At 69.1% G+C, this 15,487-nt stretch carries 14 protein-coding genes; 5 read left to right on the top strand and 9 right to left on the bottom strand.

What is annotated here, in order from left to right:
* Positions 1 to 3: 3 nt before the first annotated feature.
* From ACWEVR_RS05745 to hutC, 4 genes are all read right to left on the bottom strand, one after another.
* Entirely contained in the window at positions 4 to 1,272 is a 1,269-nt protein-coding gene (locus ACWEVR_RS05745) for a hypothetical protein (protein WP_452465985.1), read from the bottom strand.
* On the bottom strand, positions 1,269 to 2,336 hold the full coding sequence (locus tag ACWEVR_RS05740; RefSeq protein WP_452465984.1) for a polyprenyl synthetase family protein: 1,068 nt from the start codon (positions 2,334 to 2,336) through the stop codon (positions 1,269 to 1,271). The genes ACWEVR_RS05745 and ACWEVR_RS05740 overlap by 4 nt, the downstream gene beginning before the upstream one ends.
* A 651-nt stretch (positions 2,337 to 2,987) precedes the next feature.
* Positions 2,988 to 3,257 carry a hypothetical protein gene (locus tag ACWEVR_RS05735; protein WP_157104742.1) on the bottom strand — a complete coding sequence of 90 codons (270 nt, stop codon included), beginning with the start codon at positions 3,255 to 3,257 and terminating at the stop codon, positions 2,988 to 2,990.
* A 192-nt stretch (positions 3,258 to 3,449) separates the two neighbouring features.
* Positions 3,450 to 4,220: a histidine utilization repressor gene (gene hutC / locus ACWEVR_RS05730; protein WP_452466162.1), complete on the bottom strand. Its 771-nt coding sequence runs from the start codon at positions 4,218 to 4,220 to the stop codon at positions 3,450 to 3,452.
* Positions 4,221 to 4,345: 125 nt separating this feature from the next.
* Between hutC and hutU the strand changes: the two genes are divergently transcribed.
* Positions 4,346 to 6,022, top strand: a complete 1,677-nt coding sequence (gene hutU / locus ACWEVR_RS05725) for a urocanate hydratase (RefSeq protein ID WP_452465983.1) — start codon at positions 4,346 to 4,348, stop codon at positions 6,020 to 6,022.
* Positions 6,023 to 6,264: 242 nt separating this feature from the next.
* On the opposite strand, the gene hutH is transcribed toward hutU, so the two are convergent.
* Positions 6,265 to 7,833 carry a histidine ammonia-lyase gene (hutH, locus tag ACWEVR_RS05720; RefSeq protein ID WP_452465982.1) on the bottom strand — a complete coding sequence of 523 codons (1,569 nt, stop codon included), beginning with the start codon at positions 7,831 to 7,833 and terminating at the stop codon, positions 6,265 to 6,267.
* A gap of 41 nt (positions 7,834 to 7,874) precedes the next feature.
* On the bottom strand, positions 7,875 to 9,272 hold the full coding sequence (locus tag ACWEVR_RS05715) for an amino acid permease (protein ID WP_452465981.1): 1,398 nt from the start codon (positions 9,270 to 9,272) through the stop codon (positions 7,875 to 7,877).
* A gap of 222 nt (positions 9,273 to 9,494) precedes the next feature.
* On the opposite strand from ACWEVR_RS05715, the gene hutI reads away from it, so the two are divergent.
* Both hutI and hutG read left to right on the top strand, forming a co-directional pair.
* Entirely contained in the window at positions 9,495 to 10,667 is a 1,173-nt protein-coding gene (hutI, locus tag ACWEVR_RS05710; protein WP_452465980.1) for an imidazolonepropionase, read from the top strand.
* Between the two features lie 10 nt (positions 10,668 to 10,677).
* A complete protein-coding gene (gene hutG / locus ACWEVR_RS05705) occupies positions 10,678 to 11,589 on the top strand; it encodes a formimidoylglutamase (RefSeq protein WP_452465979.1) in 912 nt (303 codons plus the stop codon).
* On the opposite strand, the gene ACWEVR_RS05700 is transcribed toward hutG, so the two are convergent.
* Genes ACWEVR_RS05700 through ACWEVR_RS05690 form a run of 3 tightly spaced genes read right to left on the bottom strand, consistent with a single transcriptional unit; the run spans position 11,580 to position 13,639 of the window.
* Entirely contained in the window at positions 11,580 to 12,863 is a 1,284-nt protein-coding gene (locus tag ACWEVR_RS05700; RefSeq protein WP_452465978.1) for an SLC13 family permease, read from the bottom strand. The two genes, hutG and ACWEVR_RS05700, sit on opposite strands and share 10 nt — an antisense overlap.
* 12 nt (positions 12,864 to 12,875) lie before the next feature.
* Positions 12,876 to 13,334 (bottom strand): CBS domain-containing protein, encoded by a 459-nt coding sequence (locus ACWEVR_RS05695; protein ID WP_452465977.1) that lies wholly within the window; start codon positions 13,332 to 13,334, stop codon positions 12,876 to 12,878.
* A 29-nt stretch (positions 13,335 to 13,363) separates the two neighbouring features.
* Positions 13,364 to 13,639, bottom strand: a complete 276-nt coding sequence (locus ACWEVR_RS05690) for a hypothetical protein (protein WP_452465976.1) — start codon at positions 13,637 to 13,639, stop codon at positions 13,364 to 13,366.
* A gap of 180 nt (positions 13,640 to 13,819) precedes the next feature.
* Between ACWEVR_RS05690 and ACWEVR_RS05685 the strand changes: the two genes are divergently transcribed.
* The gene (locus ACWEVR_RS05685) at positions 13,820 to 14,836 is read left to right on the top strand and encodes a histidine kinase (protein WP_452465975.1); all 1,017 of its coding nucleotides are present in this window, start codon (positions 13,820 to 13,822) and stop codon (positions 14,834 to 14,836) included.
* Complete coding sequence (locus tag ACWEVR_RS05680; protein WP_357146368.1) at positions 14,833 to 15,486, top strand: response regulator transcription factor; 654 nt, start codon at positions 14,833 to 14,835, stop codon at positions 15,484 to 15,486. Before ACWEVR_RS05685 ends, ACWEVR_RS05680 begins: the two co-directional genes overlap by 4 nt.
* The last annotated feature ends 1 nt before the right edge of the window (position 15,487 follow it).

The raw sequence follows: 15,487 nt of genomic DNA, 5'->3' as shown, positions 1-15,487 counted from the left end.
TGCTCATGAACGAATTGCGTCGGTGGCGAGCGCTGCCTGTTGCAGGCGCTCGGCGAGGTCGCGCAGGGCGTCGGGCCGGTTGCCCGGCACCCGCTCCATGGCCCCGAAGGCGAGGTGGTCGGCGATCATCATGGTGCGCACCGTCGAGCCGGCCGGTTCGCCGGTCATCGGCTCCTCGGGCAGGGCCCGCACCAGGGCGAAGGTGGTGTCGACGATCAGCGGGACCAGCGAGGTCGCCGCCGAGTTCTCACCACCGGCGCGCAGCACATCGGTCTTGGGGACGTGGCGCTCGGCCGCGAAGTCCGGCGCGGCGTCGAGCATGGTGTGGATGGCGCCGTCGGCCCCCGCGCGCACCCGCTCGAGCATCCGGGTCCAGTACTTCGGTGAACCCGCGGCCAGCACGGACGCCGTGAGCGGACGCCGGTACGGCTTGGGCGCACCGACCGCACCGCACAGGAACGCCGAGGTGGTGATGGTCATGTAGGCCATGGCCGCGCGGGCGCCGAATCCCGGCGTGCCGGGGCCGAGCCGGGCGAGCAGCGCGAATCCGCCGAGGGTCGGGGCGAGCTGACGCAGCATCACCATGCGGGTGAGTTCCTCGCGGTCGGCGGCGCCGTAGAGCTCGAGTTCGCCGTCGCGCAGATCGTTGGCCGACTGGGCGATCACCGCGATACAGCCGGTGAGCTCGCGCAGGTCGTCCTCGGGCAGTACGCCGTCGGCGACCAGGGTGCACGCGTAGTGGGTGACGCGGCCGAGCACGCCCTCGCTGTAGGTGACGCGCGGCAGCGGCTTGTCGAGGTTGCGGGCCATCACCGCGGCCATGTCGGTGAGCACGCTCGCCACTCGTTCGCGCGCCTGCGGTGACAATCCGGTGACCAGCGCGCGGATGTCGGCGATGCGCTCGGCGAGCAACAGATCCAGCGCCTCGCTGTCGCGCACGACGCCAGTGGTCGGCGGCAGCGCGGGCGGGGCGGAATCGCTTGTGCCGTTCAGGTATTCGGCTGCGGCCAGCACAGCCGAACTCGCGTGGTCGCGGTCGGCGAGATCTTCGTAGGCGTCGAGCACCCGGCACGCGAGCAGGGCCGCGGCGGCTTCGGCGCGCTGGTGGGCGGGCAGGAAACTCACCGCGATACCGAGGTTGCGTCCGGCCGGAACGAGGGCGAGCCGGGCCAGTTCCCCGGGCGTGCGCGCGGCGCGCATGGCGGCCAGGTCGGGGGCGCGGCGCAGCACACGCAGGCCGCGGGCCAGCTGGAGGAGTCGGACATCGCTCATCGGGAGATCACCTGCCGCAGAAGTTCGCGCAGGTCGTCCCGCGCCGGAGAGGGGCCGAACACGTCGAGCGCGTCGGCCGCGGTTTCGGTGGCGGTCACCGCGACCACGCGGGCGGCCTTGGTCGCGCCGCTGTCGACGAGGTCGGTGCGCAGGGTCTCGCTCGGTGTGGCCGGGTCGAGCCACAGGTCGCGGGCGCCCTCGCGCAGCTCGAGCCACTCGATGACCGGCCAGGTCGGCACGCGACGTTCGAGATCACCGCCTGCGTCCTTGCCGAGGCCGGGGCCGCCCTCGATATCGCGGACGTCGTCCATGATCTGGAAGGCCATGGCGAGCTGGTCGGCGTACACCATGAGCGCGTGCAGCCGGTCCAGGTCGACGCCGCCCGCGGTGCCGCCGTAGGCGCACGACAGCCGGAACAGGGTGCCGGTCTTGGCGATGGCGACCAGTTCGTAGTGCCTGCGCAGCGCGGGCACGTCGACGGCGGGTGGCAGGGTTTCGATGAGCTGGCCGAACGACAGCTCCGAGAGCCGGTCGGCGAAGGTGATGCCGGGAGCGTCGGTGATGCGCTCGGCCATCGCCGGGTTGTCGGCGAGCACGCGGGCCACGACCTTCATCGCGGCGCCCGCCATGTGGAAGCCGGCGCGGGCGGCCTGGCGGACACCGAAGGCCGCGGGGACCGACGGCGCGTCGCGGCGCAGCAGGGAGCCGTCGCAGATGTCGTCGTGGATCAGCGAGGATTCGTGCAGCATCTCCATCGCGCAGGCCAGGTCGACCGCGTCGGCAGGCGACACCGCGTCGCCCGGCGCCTCGGGGAGCAGCGTGGCGCAGGCCAGCACGAGTCTGGCCCGTACCCGCTTGCCGGGCGCGGCGAGCACATGGCGGTAGATGTCGTCGAAATCCTCACCGGTGAGCAGGATTTCGGGCAGGCGCGCGGCGACGAGCGGGAGCTGCTCGACCGGCCCGGCCGGTCGCGGCAGGACCCTCACCTGGTCACCGGGGTGCTCCACGTGCACCGCCTGGGGAACCTCGGGGCGATGGGCTGAGGCTAGCGCGGAGTTGTCCATAGCGCTGAACTCCTTTGGTGTGGTCACGATGGCGGCAGGGCTCATTGCGCCTGGTGGACAGGGGTTTTCGAGGAATCGCCTCGGAGGAGTCGGAGGGGTGTCGCCACCGGCGGGCGTCGGGGTCGTGTGTCCCGATCACTGGCTACCGACGGGTAGTTTTGTAGAGGGTTGTCCCAATTGTCAAGCATTGGTGAAGGTTTCGCTCTGACGTGCACGAATAGCACTGGAGCACAATGTTTTTGAGCAGAAGTAACTGATGACAGAGTTACAGCCGACGTCTTGGTGTCATCACCGTAGTGACATGAAACACGCTGCGGCACAGGCGATTACGCACGTGCGGCAAGCAAGCCGAAGGGGTGCGGTCAGCGCGCGACTGTTCATCGCGGGTACGGTTTCACGGAGGGGTGCCACGACACTGTGGGCTTACGCATCTGCGCTGAGAGGTCAGCGGGAGACGTCCGAAGGCCGGCGACTTCGACGGCCGAGAAGTGTTACGTTCGCGACTCTACAATCGGTGACGCGGTCGCGCGACTCGAAAACCACAGCCGCACAGCCCCGAAATGGGCTGTGCGGCAGCGAAACACCGGTTCAGGGGGCTTCCGTGCGACGACACGCCACGGGTGAGGACCCCGCGGTGCGGCGCGGCGATTGTCAGCGGGGGCGCGAACCGAAGGGACGGTGACCGCGCTGCCAAGCCAGCCGGAACGACCATGCGGCGGCCAGGATCGACCCGACGACCACCACCGCGATCGCGGACAGCACGAGTCCCCCGGACCAGCCGACACCGGCGTAGTGCGCGATCATCGCCGAGGCGGCGATCGGGCCCGCGGTGAGCAGTACCGGGATCAAGAGGATCAAACCGAGAGTTACCAGAGTCGAGGGCGCCATCGTCGCCCCGGAGCGTCGCGTGATCGTAGCCATTTCCGCCCTCTCCATGGATGGAACTCAGCGAACGTCGAACTCAGCGATCCATAAACAAAGCTACAGCCCGGTGAACGCCATTCGCCCGATTGTCACGAAATGGTGATAACTCGGTTTGCGAAATATTTGCTCATGGGTCATGTTAATTCAGCGACCCCGATGAACGCGGTCACCGGAACGCGCGAGTCGCCCTCAGCTCGGTTCGGTACCGAAAGTGCCTTCGAGACGATTACGTGATCCCGGATGAATCAGCCGCGCCGCACTCACCAGGCCGCCGGAGGACCAGGTGCGGCGCCGGATCAGCAGACACGGTTCGTCGCGGTCGATGCCGAGCAGCGCGCACTCGTCCTGGCTCGCCCGCACGGCTTCGACGACGTGCTCACCGCGCAGCAGCGGGGCGACCTCGCTCAGATAGGTGTTGGGGGTGACGGTGGTGAAATCCTGGGCGAGGTAGTCGGGCGCCTGGGCCGGGTTGACGTAGCGATCCTCGAGCTGGATCGGCACCTCGTCCTCGCGGTGCACCAGCAGCGAGTGGAACACCGTGCCGCTCAGGTCGTTTCCGAGGATCGGATGGCCTTCGTCGATCTGCTCGGCGCGCACGAAGACGACCTCGGTGCGGTGCCGGTGCCCACGCCGCGCGATCTCGTCGGCGATGTTCCTGACCTCGAACAGCGGCGAGGTGGCCTTGCCCGCGGCGACGAACGTGCCGACGCCCATCACCCGGGTGAGGGCACCGTCGGCGGTGAGATCGCGCAGGGCACGGTTGATCGTCATTCTCGACAGCCCGAGCGCGGCGACCAGCTGATTCTCCGATGGGATCTGCTCCCCCGCGCTCCATCGGCCGCCCTTGATCTGCGCCATGATCAGCTGCTTGACCCGCTCGTACGCCGCGAACTCCGTACCGAGCTCGCCGTAGAGCGCGGCCAGCTCCGCATCGGCCACTTCGATCGCCACCACCGGTATTTCCCTCCGCTCGACCAAGAGAATACGTCGCGGCCGATTTCGGCAGCTACTTGTATAGACAGGACTATACCACTAATCTGATGTTCAGTGACCCCGGACACACCCGTCTTTCGAGGAGTGAACACATGACCGACGACACCGCGCCCGCCGCAGGCCCGCGCCACGTCCGCGCCCCGCGCGGTCCCCAGCTGCACACCAAGGGGTGGCAGCAGGAGGGCGCCCTGCGGATGTTGATGAACAATCTCGACCCCGAGGTCGCCGAACGCCCCGACGATCTGGTCGTCTACGGCGGTACCGGGCGCGCGGCCCGCAGCTGGGCGGCCTACGACGCCATCGTGCGGACCCTGGAAACCCTCGAGTCCGACGAAACACTGCTCGTGCAATCGGGGAAGCCGGTCGGCGTATTCCGCACCAACGAATGGTCGCCGCGGGTGTTGCTGGCCAATTCCAATCTGGTCGGCGACTGGGCCAACTGGGAGAAGTTCCGCGAACTCGAACAGGCCGGCCTGATGATGTACGGGCAGATGACCGCCGGCTCGTGGATCTATATCGGCAGCCAGGGCATTCTGCAGGGTACTTACGAGACTTTCGGTGCGGTGGCGCGCAAACGTTTCGGCGGGTCGCTGGCCGGCACGATCACGCTCACCGCGGGTGTCGGCGGGATGGGCGGCGCGCAACCGCTCGCGGTGACGATGAACGACGGCGTGGCTCTGTGTGTCGATGTCGATCCGGCCCGCATCGATCGCCGCATCGCGCACGGCTATCTGGACACCAAGGCCGACTCGCTCCAGCAGGCGCTGGAGCTGGCCGTCGCCGCGCGCGACGAGCGCAGGCCGCTGTCGATCGGTCTGGTCGGCAATGCCGCCGAGGTGTTCCCGGCGCTGCTCGCCATGGACGCGCCGATCGATGTGGTGACCGACCAGACCTCCGCGCACGACCCGCTGTCCTACCTGCCGATCGGGGTCGCGCTCGAGGACTGGCACACCATGGCCGAGAAGGACCCCGTGTGGTTCACCACCGAGGCGCAGGCATCGACGGCCAAGCATGTCGAGGCCATGGTCGGGTTCATGGACAAGGGCGCCGAGGTGTTCGACTACGGCAACTCGATCCGTGACGAGGCCCGTAAGGGCGGCTACGACCGTGCCTTCGCGTTCCCCGGTTTCGTGCCCGCCTATATCCGGCCGCTGTTCGAGGAGGGCCTGGGCCCGTTCCGCTGGGCGGCGCTCTCGGGTGACCCGGCCGATATCGCCGCCACCGACCGCGCGATTCTCGAGCTGTTCCCCGACAACGAGCATCTGAAGCGCTGGATCACCATGGCCGGTGAGAAGGTGAGATTCGAGGGTCTGCCCGCGCGTATCTGCTGGCTCGGCTACGGCGAACGGCACCGCGCCGGACTGCGTTTCAACGAGATGGTGGCCTCGGGCGAGCTGTCGGCGCCGCTGGCGATCGGGCGCGATCACCTCGATTCCGGTTCGGTCGCCTCGCCCTACCGCGAGACCGAAGCCATGGCCGACGGCTCGGACGCCGTCGCCGACTGGCCGCTGCTCAACGCCCTGCTCAATACGGCATCGGGCGCCTCGTGGGTGTCGATCCACCACGGCGGCGGTGTCGGTATGGGCCGTTCCATCCACGCGGGTCAGGTGTGTATCGCCGACGGCACGCCCCTGGCGGCGCAGAAGCTGGAGCGGGTGCTCACCAACGATCCCGGTATGGGCGTGATCCGTCACGTGGACGCGGGCTACGAGCACGCGGCCGAGGTCGCCCGGGAACGCGGTGTGCGAATCCCGATGCAGGAGAGCTGATCTCGCATAATTCGGCGCCGGGTGCGAAATGCACCCGGCGCCGAATCGTGTCACGGGTGTCTACGCGGCGGATGCTGGGATCACCTGGGTGAGTCGCGGCTCCTACAGCCTCCAGCAAGGCGCGACGGCCCGGGTCGGCGGTTTCATCACACGGAGCCAGGGAATCCACCACGAAACGGCCCCAGGTGGCGGGAACCACCTGGGGCCGAATCGGTTACAGCGGCGCGATCAGAACACCCGGGTCAATCCAGCGGGCCGACAACGGTTTCAGCGGCCTCCAGCAGTGCGCCGGACGCGGCAAGATCGACCGCCGCCTCGATTTCGGGCGCGAGGTGACGGTCGGGGCCGGGACCGGGGACACGAGTGCGCAGGGCATCGCGGACCGCTGCCGTGGCGGGCGACGGTGTGAGCGGCGCACGCAGGTCGAGGGCGCGGGCCGCGGTGAGCGCCTCGATGGCCAGCACACGGGTGAGGCCGTCGATGGCGCGGCGCAGTTTGCGGGCGGCCGACCAGCCTATGGACACGTGGTCCTCCTGCATGGCCGAGGACGGGATCGAGTCCACCGATGCGGGCGCGGCGAGGCGCTTGAGCTCGGAGACGAGCGCGGCCTGGGTGTACTGGGCGATCATGTGGCCGCTGTCGACACCGGGGTCGTCGGCGAGGAACGGCGGCAGCCCGTGGTTGCGCGCCTTGTCGAGGAAACGGTCGGTGCGGCGCTCGCTGATACTGGCCACATCGGCGACGACGATGGCGAGGAAGTCCAGCACGTACGCCACCGGGGCGCCGTGGAAGTTGCCGTTGGACTCGACGCGGCCGTCCAGGGTGACCACCGGATTGTCGACGGCGCCGGCCAGTTCGTACCCCGCGACCCGCTCGGCGTGGGCGAGGGTGTCACGGGCGCCACCGGCCACCTGCGGTGCGCAGCGCAGCGAGTAGGCGTCCTGCACCACGGTGCAGTCGGGGGTGGCATGACTGGCCACGATCGCCGAGTCGGCCAGCAGCCGGGTCATGTTCGCGGCGGCGACCGCCTGGCCCGGTTGCGGGCGCAGCGCCTGCAGGTCGGCGGCGAACACCTTGTCGGTACCGAGCAGGCCCTCCACGCTCATGGCGGCGGTGACATCGGCCAGCCGCAGCAGCGCGCGCAGATCGTGACAGGCGAGCAGCAGCATCCCGAGCATGCCGTCGGTGCCGTTGATGAGAGCGAGCCCCTCCTTCTCCGACAGCTCCACCGGTGCGATCCCGGCGGCGGCGAGCGCCTGAGCGGCGGGCCTGGCGGTGCCGCTCGCGTCCCGGACCGTGCCCTCCCCGATGACGGCGAGGGCCACGTGGGCCAGCGGTGCGAGATCGCCGGAGCAGCCGAGGCTGCCGTATTCGTGGACCACCGGGGTGATGCCCGCCGACAGCAGCGCGGCGTAGGTCTCGGCGACCACCGGTCGCACGCCGGTGCGGCCGGTGGCCAGCGTCGAGAGGCGGAGCAGCATGAGGGCGCGCACCACCTCCCGCTCCACTTCGGACCCCGATCCGGCGGCATGCGAGCGGATGAGGCTGCGCTGCAATTGCTTACGCGACTCCTGCGGGATGTGGCGCACGGCGAGCGCGCCGAACCCGGTCGACACCCCGTACACCGGTCGCGGGTCGGCGGCCAGCGCCTCGATGCGCTCCCGGCTTTCGCCCATGGCGGCCAGCGCCTCCTCGGCCAACCGCACCGCGGCACCCTCCCGTGCCACCCGCACCACGTCGGCGGGTGACACCGGGCCGGTGCCGACGACGACCGGTTCCAGCGTGACCGACCGGTTCGAGTCGATACCCACGATATTTCTCCATTCCGAATAAGCTTGCAGGACAAGCAACTTCAGGCGACGTCGGCCGGTACGGCGACCGGTTCGGGTTCGGCGGTCGCGGGCCGCACCCACAGGCGGTAGGCGATACCGAGCAGCGCGAGCCACACCACACCCACCACCAGGGCCACCCGGCTGTCGGCATCGAAGGCGATCACCCCGATCACGAACACCAGGAACGCGATGGTGATCAGCTGGCCGTAGGGCCACAGCGGCACCGGGAACTTCAGTGCGGCGACCTGTTCGGGGCTCATGCCGCGCCGCGAGCGCAGGTGCGCGAGCAGGATCATCAGCCAGACGAAGATGGTGGCGAAAGTAGCGATCGAGGCGATCACCAGGAACACCTTGTCGGGGATCAGGTAGTTCAGCAGTACGCCCACCAGCAGGGTGACGGTCATGATGACCACCGTCATCCACGGCACCCCGTTGCGCGAGACCCGCTTCATCGCCGCGGGCGCCTGGCCCCGCTGGGCCATGCCGTACATCATCCGGCCCGCACCGAAGATGTCGCTGTTGACCGCCGACAGCGCGGCCGTGATGACCACGACATTGAGCACCGCCGCGGCGGGCCCGAGGCCCAGGCTCTGGAAGATCTGCACGAACGGGCTGCCCTCGTCGCCGATGGTGCGCCACGAGTCGATCGCCATGATCACCGCGAGGGTGAGCACGTAGAACACGATGATGCGCACCGGCACGGTGTTGATCGCGCGCGGGATGGTGCGCTGCGGATTCTCGGCCTCGCCCGCGGTGATGCCGATGATCTCGGTACCGCCGAAGGCGAACATCACGATGGCGAAGCAGGCGATGAAGCCGCCGATTCCGGTGGCGAAGAAGCCGCCGTCGGCCCACAGGTTCTGCACGCCCGCGCTGGTGTCGTGGAGGCCGAAGCCGAAGATCAGCACGGCGATACCGCCGGCGATCATCGCCACGATGGCCACGATCTTGACCAGGCTGAACCAGAACTCCACCTCACCGAAGACCTTCACGCTGAGCAGGTTGATCGCGCCGATGAAGAAGATGACCGAGAGCACCCAGATCCAGCGTGGCACGTCCGGGTACCAGAACCCCATGTACACACCGAACGCGGTGACGTCGGCCAGGCACACGATGAGCATTTCGAAGGTGTAGGTCCAGCCGGTGAAGAAGCCCGCGAGCGGGCCGAGGTGCTGGCTGGCGTATTCACCGAACGAGCCCGCGACCGGATTGCTCACCGCCATCTCACCCAGCGCCCGCAGCACGAGGAACACGGCGGCGCCGCCGATCAGATACGCCAGCAGCACCGAGGGACCTGCCCGGTGGATCGCCTCGGCGGACCCGTAGAACAGGCCGGTGCCGATGGCCGAACCGAGCGCGATGAAACGGATATGGCGGGCGGTGAGGCCGCGGGTGAGCGCGGCGGCGGGCTTGTTCAAACCATTCTCCCGGGATCGGAAAGGGCGCAGGGTCGCCGGTGATGCCGGGTCTCTTCGCCTGTGGGGCCGGTCACAACGACCTCCACATGTATATGCCTGTCTATACAGCCGTGTCAATGGCCAGTTACTGCCTGGCACCGTAGCGCTTGACTATCCTGTATAGACAGGCATATACATAGCGGGCGTGATCCACCGCACAGCCCCCCGCCAGGAGGACAACCCGTGCCAACCACCGTGCTGCGCGATATCGGCACCCTCGTCACCAACGACCCGGCTCTCGGGGACGGCCCGCTCGGGTTGCGCCGCGACGCGGCCGTCGTCTTCGACGACGCGCAGGTGGTGTGGGTGGGTGACAGCGCCGACGCACCCGCTGCCGATCAGGCGGTCGACCTCGACGGTCGCGCGGTGCTGCCCGGTTTCGTCGAGTCGCATTCGCATCTGGTCTTCGCCGGTGACCGTGCCGAGGAGTTCGCCGCGCGCATGTCCGGCCGTCCCTACGGCGCGGGTGGCATCCGCACGACGATCGCGGCGACGCGCGCGGCGACCGACGAGCAACTCGACGCGACCGTGCGCCGGCTGCTCGCCGAGTCGCTGCGGGCAGGCAGCACCACGGTCGAGATCAAGAGCGGTTACGGCCAGACCGTGGACGACGAATGGCGCAGCGTGCGCATCGCGGCCCGCCACACCGACGAGGTGACCTTGCTTGCCGCGCACGTCCCGCCGCCCGAATACGCCGGGCGCACGGACGATTACGTGGCCATGGTGTGTGCGGAGATGATTCCGCGTTGCGCGCCCGAGGCCCGGTGGATCGACGTGTTCTGCGAGCAGGGCGCCTTCGACCGGGACCAGTCGCATGCCGTCCTCAGTGCGGGCATCGCGCACGGGCTGGTGCCGCGCGTGCACGGCAATCAGCTGCACCAGGGGCCGGGCGTGCAGCTCGCCGTCGAACTGGGGGCCGCGTCGGTCGATCACGTCGCCCACGTCGGCGCCGCCGATATCGACGCGCTCGCGAACAGCGACACCGTGGCGACGCTGCTGCCCAGCGCCGACTTCTGCACGCGCAACAGCTATCCCGACGCGCGTGCGCTGCTCGACGCCGGGGTCACCGTTGCCCTCGGCGCCGACTGCAACCCGGGCACGAGCTACACCACCAGCCTGCCGTTCTGTATCGCCCTGGCCGTGCGTGAGCTGCACATGACACCGGACGAGGCGGTCTGGGCGGCGACCGCGGGTGGGGCGAAAGCGTTGCGGCGCGGCGATATCGGCGCCCTCTCCCCCGGTATGCGGGCCGACGCCGTCGCGTTGGACGCGCCGTCACATCTGCATCTGGCCTACCGTCCCGGCGTTCCGCTCGTGCGCCAGGTGTGGCGCGGCGGCGTGCTCGCATCGAATTGAGGTGTCCCCCATGACTTCCTGGACCGGCCGCGTCGACGGCACGGCACCCGAGCATCTGCGCTGGCATCAGGCCGTCGCACCCTATGAACCCGGCGTCGACCCCGGCGCCTGCGTGTTCGTCGGCTTCGCCAGTGACGAAGGCGTGCGCCGCAACAAGGGTCGGCCGGGCGCCGTCGACGGGCCCGACGCCCTGCGCCGCGCGCTCTCGCCGATGGCGCTGCCTGCCCCGCTGCGCGCCTTCGACGCGGGCACGATCGCGGTCACCGATCAGCGGCTCGAGGACGGCCAGCGCAGGCTCGGCGACACCGTGACCGCGCTGCTCGACGCGGGTGCCTTCCCGATCGTGCTCGGAGGCGGCCACGAGGTCGCCTTCGGCACCTACCTCGGCCTGGCAGGTGCCGAGTGCGCCAGGGCCGCCACCATCGGAATCCTGAATCTGGACGCGCATTTCGATCTGCGTCCGGACCCGGTACCCAGCTCGGGAACCCCGTTCCGGCAGATCCTCGAATCCGGCGCCGACGTGCGGTACGCGGTGCTCGGGATCAGCCAGCCGGCCAACACGACGATCCTGTTCGACACCGCCGCTCGGTTCGGCGTGCGCTATCTGCTCGACGACGACTGCACCGCCGAGCGTGCGCAAGCCTTCGTCACGGACTTCCTCGCCGACATCGACCTGCTGTATCTCACGATCGATCTCGACGTCCTGCCCGCCGCGGTCGCACCGGGTGTCAGTGCGCCCGCCGCGTTCGGTGTCGCGCTGCCCATCGTCCAAGCCGTCTGCGACCAGGTCGCCACGAGCGGCAAACTCGTGGTCGCCGACGTCGCCGAACTCAACCCGGCGCTCGATATCGACAACCGCACCGCCCGCACCGCCGCCCGACTCCTGCACCGCCTCGTCACCCGGCGCGTCCCTCAGAAGTAGCGCACACCGACGTAGGCCCAGGCGATGACGCAGCTGAACACAGTGACGACCGCGCCGTATTTCGTGAACTGCCAGAAGCTGATTCGCTGGCCCGCCCGCGCGGCGATGCCGAGCGCGACGACATTGGCGCTGGCCGCGATCGCCGTGCCGTTGCCGCCGAAGTCGGCGCCGAGCGCGAACGCCCACCACAGCGAGCGCCCGGTCTCGGGGTCGGGGGCATCCGCCACGATGCCCTCCACGACCGGTGCCATGGTCGCGGTATACGGGATGTTGTCCACGAACGCACCGAGCAGCGCGGACCCGAAGACGAGTGCGGTGGCGGCGAGGAAATAGTCGTCGCCGACCCATGCGCTCGCCGCCGCGCCGACCGCGGCGATCACCCCGGTGTGCACCAGGCCGGCGACCATCACGAACAGGCCCATGAAGAACACCAGCGTCGGCCATTCCACTTCGTGCAGGATGTCCCCGATGTCGAGCCCGGACACCAGCACCATCACCCCCGCACCCACGAGTGCGATCACCGACGGCGCCACGTGCACCACGCTGTGCAGGCAGAACCCGGCCACCACCGCGGCCAGCACGATCAAAGACCGCACGAGCAGTCTCGGGTCACGGATCGCGCGCCGCTCTTGCAAGGCGAGCACGGCCTCGACCGAGGCCGGATCGGTACGCAGCGCCGAACGGAACAACACCCGCGTGAACAACACGAACAGGGCGAAGACCAGCACCACGACCGGAGCCATGTGCACCAGGAAGTCGTTGAAGCTCAGCCCCGCCCGGCTGGCGATGATGATGTTGGGCGGGTCGCCGATCAGGGTCGCCGCGCCACCGATGTTGGCGGCGAGCACCTCCGCGATCAGGAAGGGCTGGGCGCTGATACCGAGCCTGCGGCACACCACCAGCGTCACCGGGGCGACCAGCATGATGATGGTGACATTGTCGAGGAACGGTGAGGCCACGGCCGTGATCAGCATGAGCATCACCATCAGCCGGTAGGGATTGCCGCGCGAGCGCTTGGCCGACCAGATCGCCAGGTAGTCGAACAGCCCCGTCTGCTTGACGACGCCGACGATGATCATCATGCCGAGCAGCAGGAAGATGACGTTCCAGTCGATGCCCGCGTGCGGCGAGAAGAACACCTGCTCGCCGGGGATCAGCCCGAGCACCGCCATCAGGCCGGCGGCGATCAGCACGGTCTTCACCTTGTCGACACGCTCCGTGGCGATGAAGAAGAACGCCACCACGAAGATGGTCACGGCGAGGACGGCGGCCATCGTCGTCGCCGATCAGTCGCCGGGGCCGGCGAGGGCGAGACTGGTCAGCAACCGTTCGAGGGTGATCGCCCCGCACAGGGTGCGGGCCCGGTCCACGACCGCGATGAGCGGACTGTGCTTGCGCGCCATCAGGATCGCGATCTCGAGCAGCGTGGCATCCGGGGTCACGGTGGCCGGTCGTGGGGCTCCGTCGGCCAGGCAATCACCGACGGTGAGGCTGCCTGGTTCCTGCCAGAACAGGTCGGCGTGCACCTCGTCGATCGTGCGGACCAGGGTCGTGTCGTCCTGATACGACGCCGGAATCGCCAGGCGCAGCACCTGGGTGCCGGGCAACACGGCCACCGGTCGGTCCTGGGCGTCGACCACGACCAGGCCGGGCAAACGGTTGACGACCATCACCCGCACCGCACGGGCCACCGGGTCGGTGATGCGGACGGTCGGCAGGTTCATCGCGATATCGCGTGCGCGCATGGCTCGGCTCCGGGGTGATTCGACGGTGCTCACGGCTCGGCCCGCTTTCCGGCGAGCCGATCGACCCGCTGCTCGAGCCTGGTCAACCGATCGGCGAGGGGACGGGTGTGCATCAGCTCGGCCACGTGGTCGGCTTCCTCGGGTTCGAGCACGAGATCGACGCACGGCTCGTCACTGCCGGGGGCGTACACGAGCAGCCTGCGACCGCCGGACGACTCGGTGAGCAGCGCGAAGTCGATGCCGCGACCGGTGCGGAAATGGTGCAGCACCCCGGTTCCGGGGATCGTCGTCCTGTCGGTATCCATCCCGGGCGGTCCTTCCCCTGACACGGTCGAGTGCGTGCGGATTCGAGTCTGGTGCGCGCTCGGGGCGGCGACCATCGGCGCCGGCACCCATTTCCGACACCCGTCCGGCGGTCGTGCGCACGCGCGGATGGGTGTCGCACCCGATGGACAGCGACCGGGCGGGTCAGCATGCTGGGAGCTATGAAGGGTCTCGCGAGGGTGCGAGCAGGACGGGATCAGCGCACGCCGGTGACGGCGCTGTTCTGGCGGATCTGCCTGCTCAACGGTGTGGTGTTCACGCTCGGCACGCTGATCCTCGCGCTCTCCCCGGCCACCGTGTCGGCCCGGCTGCGTTTGACCGAGGTGCCGGTGCTGGTGATCGGCCTCGCGGTGATCCTCACCGCCAACGCGCTGGCGTTGCGCACCAGCCTGGCGCCCCTCGACGAACTGGTCACGGCCATGCGCCGCGTCGACCCGCCACGGCGCGCGGCGCGTTTCGACCGGCGCGCCAGTGGGGACTTCCACCGGCTGATCGAGACCTTCAACGCGATGCTCGACCGGCTCGAGGCCGAGCGATCGGCGGCCGGAGCCACGGCGCTCGCCGCACAGGAAGGTGAGCGTCAGCGGATCGCGCGCGAACTGCACGACGAGATCGGCCAGAGCCTGACCGTGGCGTTGTTGCGGCTGAAACGGGTCGTGGACCGCGCGCCGGAGGGATTGCGGGACGAGGTGACCGACGCGCAGGAAACGGTGCGCGGATGTCTCGACGAGGTGCGCGGTATCGCGTCACGATTGCGGCCCGATGTGCTCGACGACCTCGGGCTGCACAGCGCCGTCACCGCGCTGTGCCACGAATTCACCCGCAGCGCGGGCATTTCCGTGCACCGCGAGGTCGACCCGTCGATCAGCAGGCTCGACCCCGCGGTCGAACTCGTCTGCTACCGCATCGCCCAGGAGAGCCTGACCAACGTGCTGCGCCACTCGGGTGCCGACCAGGTGAGCCTGCGCCTCGCCGGCCACGACGACTCCGTGGTGCTTCGCGTGCACGACAACGGGTGTGGCGGGGTGGTCACCGAGGGCGCCGGAATCCGGGGGATGCGCGAACGCGCCATGCTCGTCGACGCGACGCTCACGATCACCGCGTCCGAGGACGCCGGCACCACAGTCGAACTGGTCGTCCCGGTTCACCGCGAGGCACACGTCGGAGAACCGGTATGAGCGCCCCCACCCGGATCCTGCTCGCCGACGACCACGCCCTGGTACGCAGCGGACTACGGCTGATCCTCGACAACGAACCCGACCTCACCGTGGTCGCCGAGGCGGCCAACGGCTACGACGCGGTGACCGCCCTCGCCGGCGAAGCCGTCGACCTGGTGATCCTCGATATCGCGATGCCGAGGATGACCGGCATCCAGGCGGCGCGCGAGATCACCCGCGCGCATCCGGGTGTCCGCATGCTGATGCTGTCGATGTACGACAACGAGCAGTACTTCTTCGAGTCGCTCAAGGCGGGCGCCTCCGGGTACGTGCTCAAATCGGTCGCCGACCGCGACCTCATCGAGGCCTGCCGGGCGACGATGCGTGGCGAGTCGTTCCTGTACCCGGGTGCGGTGACCGCCCTGGTCCGCGACTATCTGCACCTGGCCCGCCAGGGCGGACGACTGCCCGAGACCATTCTGACCGCCCGCGAAGAGGAGGTGCTCAAGCTGATCGCCGAAGGGTATTCGGCACGGGAGGTGGCGGCCGAACTGGTCATCAGTGTGAAGACCGTCGACCGCCACCGCGCCAATATCCTGCAGAAACTCGGCCTGCGTGACCGGCTCGACCTGACCCGCTACGCGATCCGCTCAGGTCTGATCGAGCCGTGAA

It is taken from the genome of Nocardia sp. NPDC003979, from assembly GCF_053605015.1.
The sequence above is the reverse complement of the archived record's forward strand: the minus strand, read 5'-3'. Positions and strand labels throughout refer to the sequence as shown.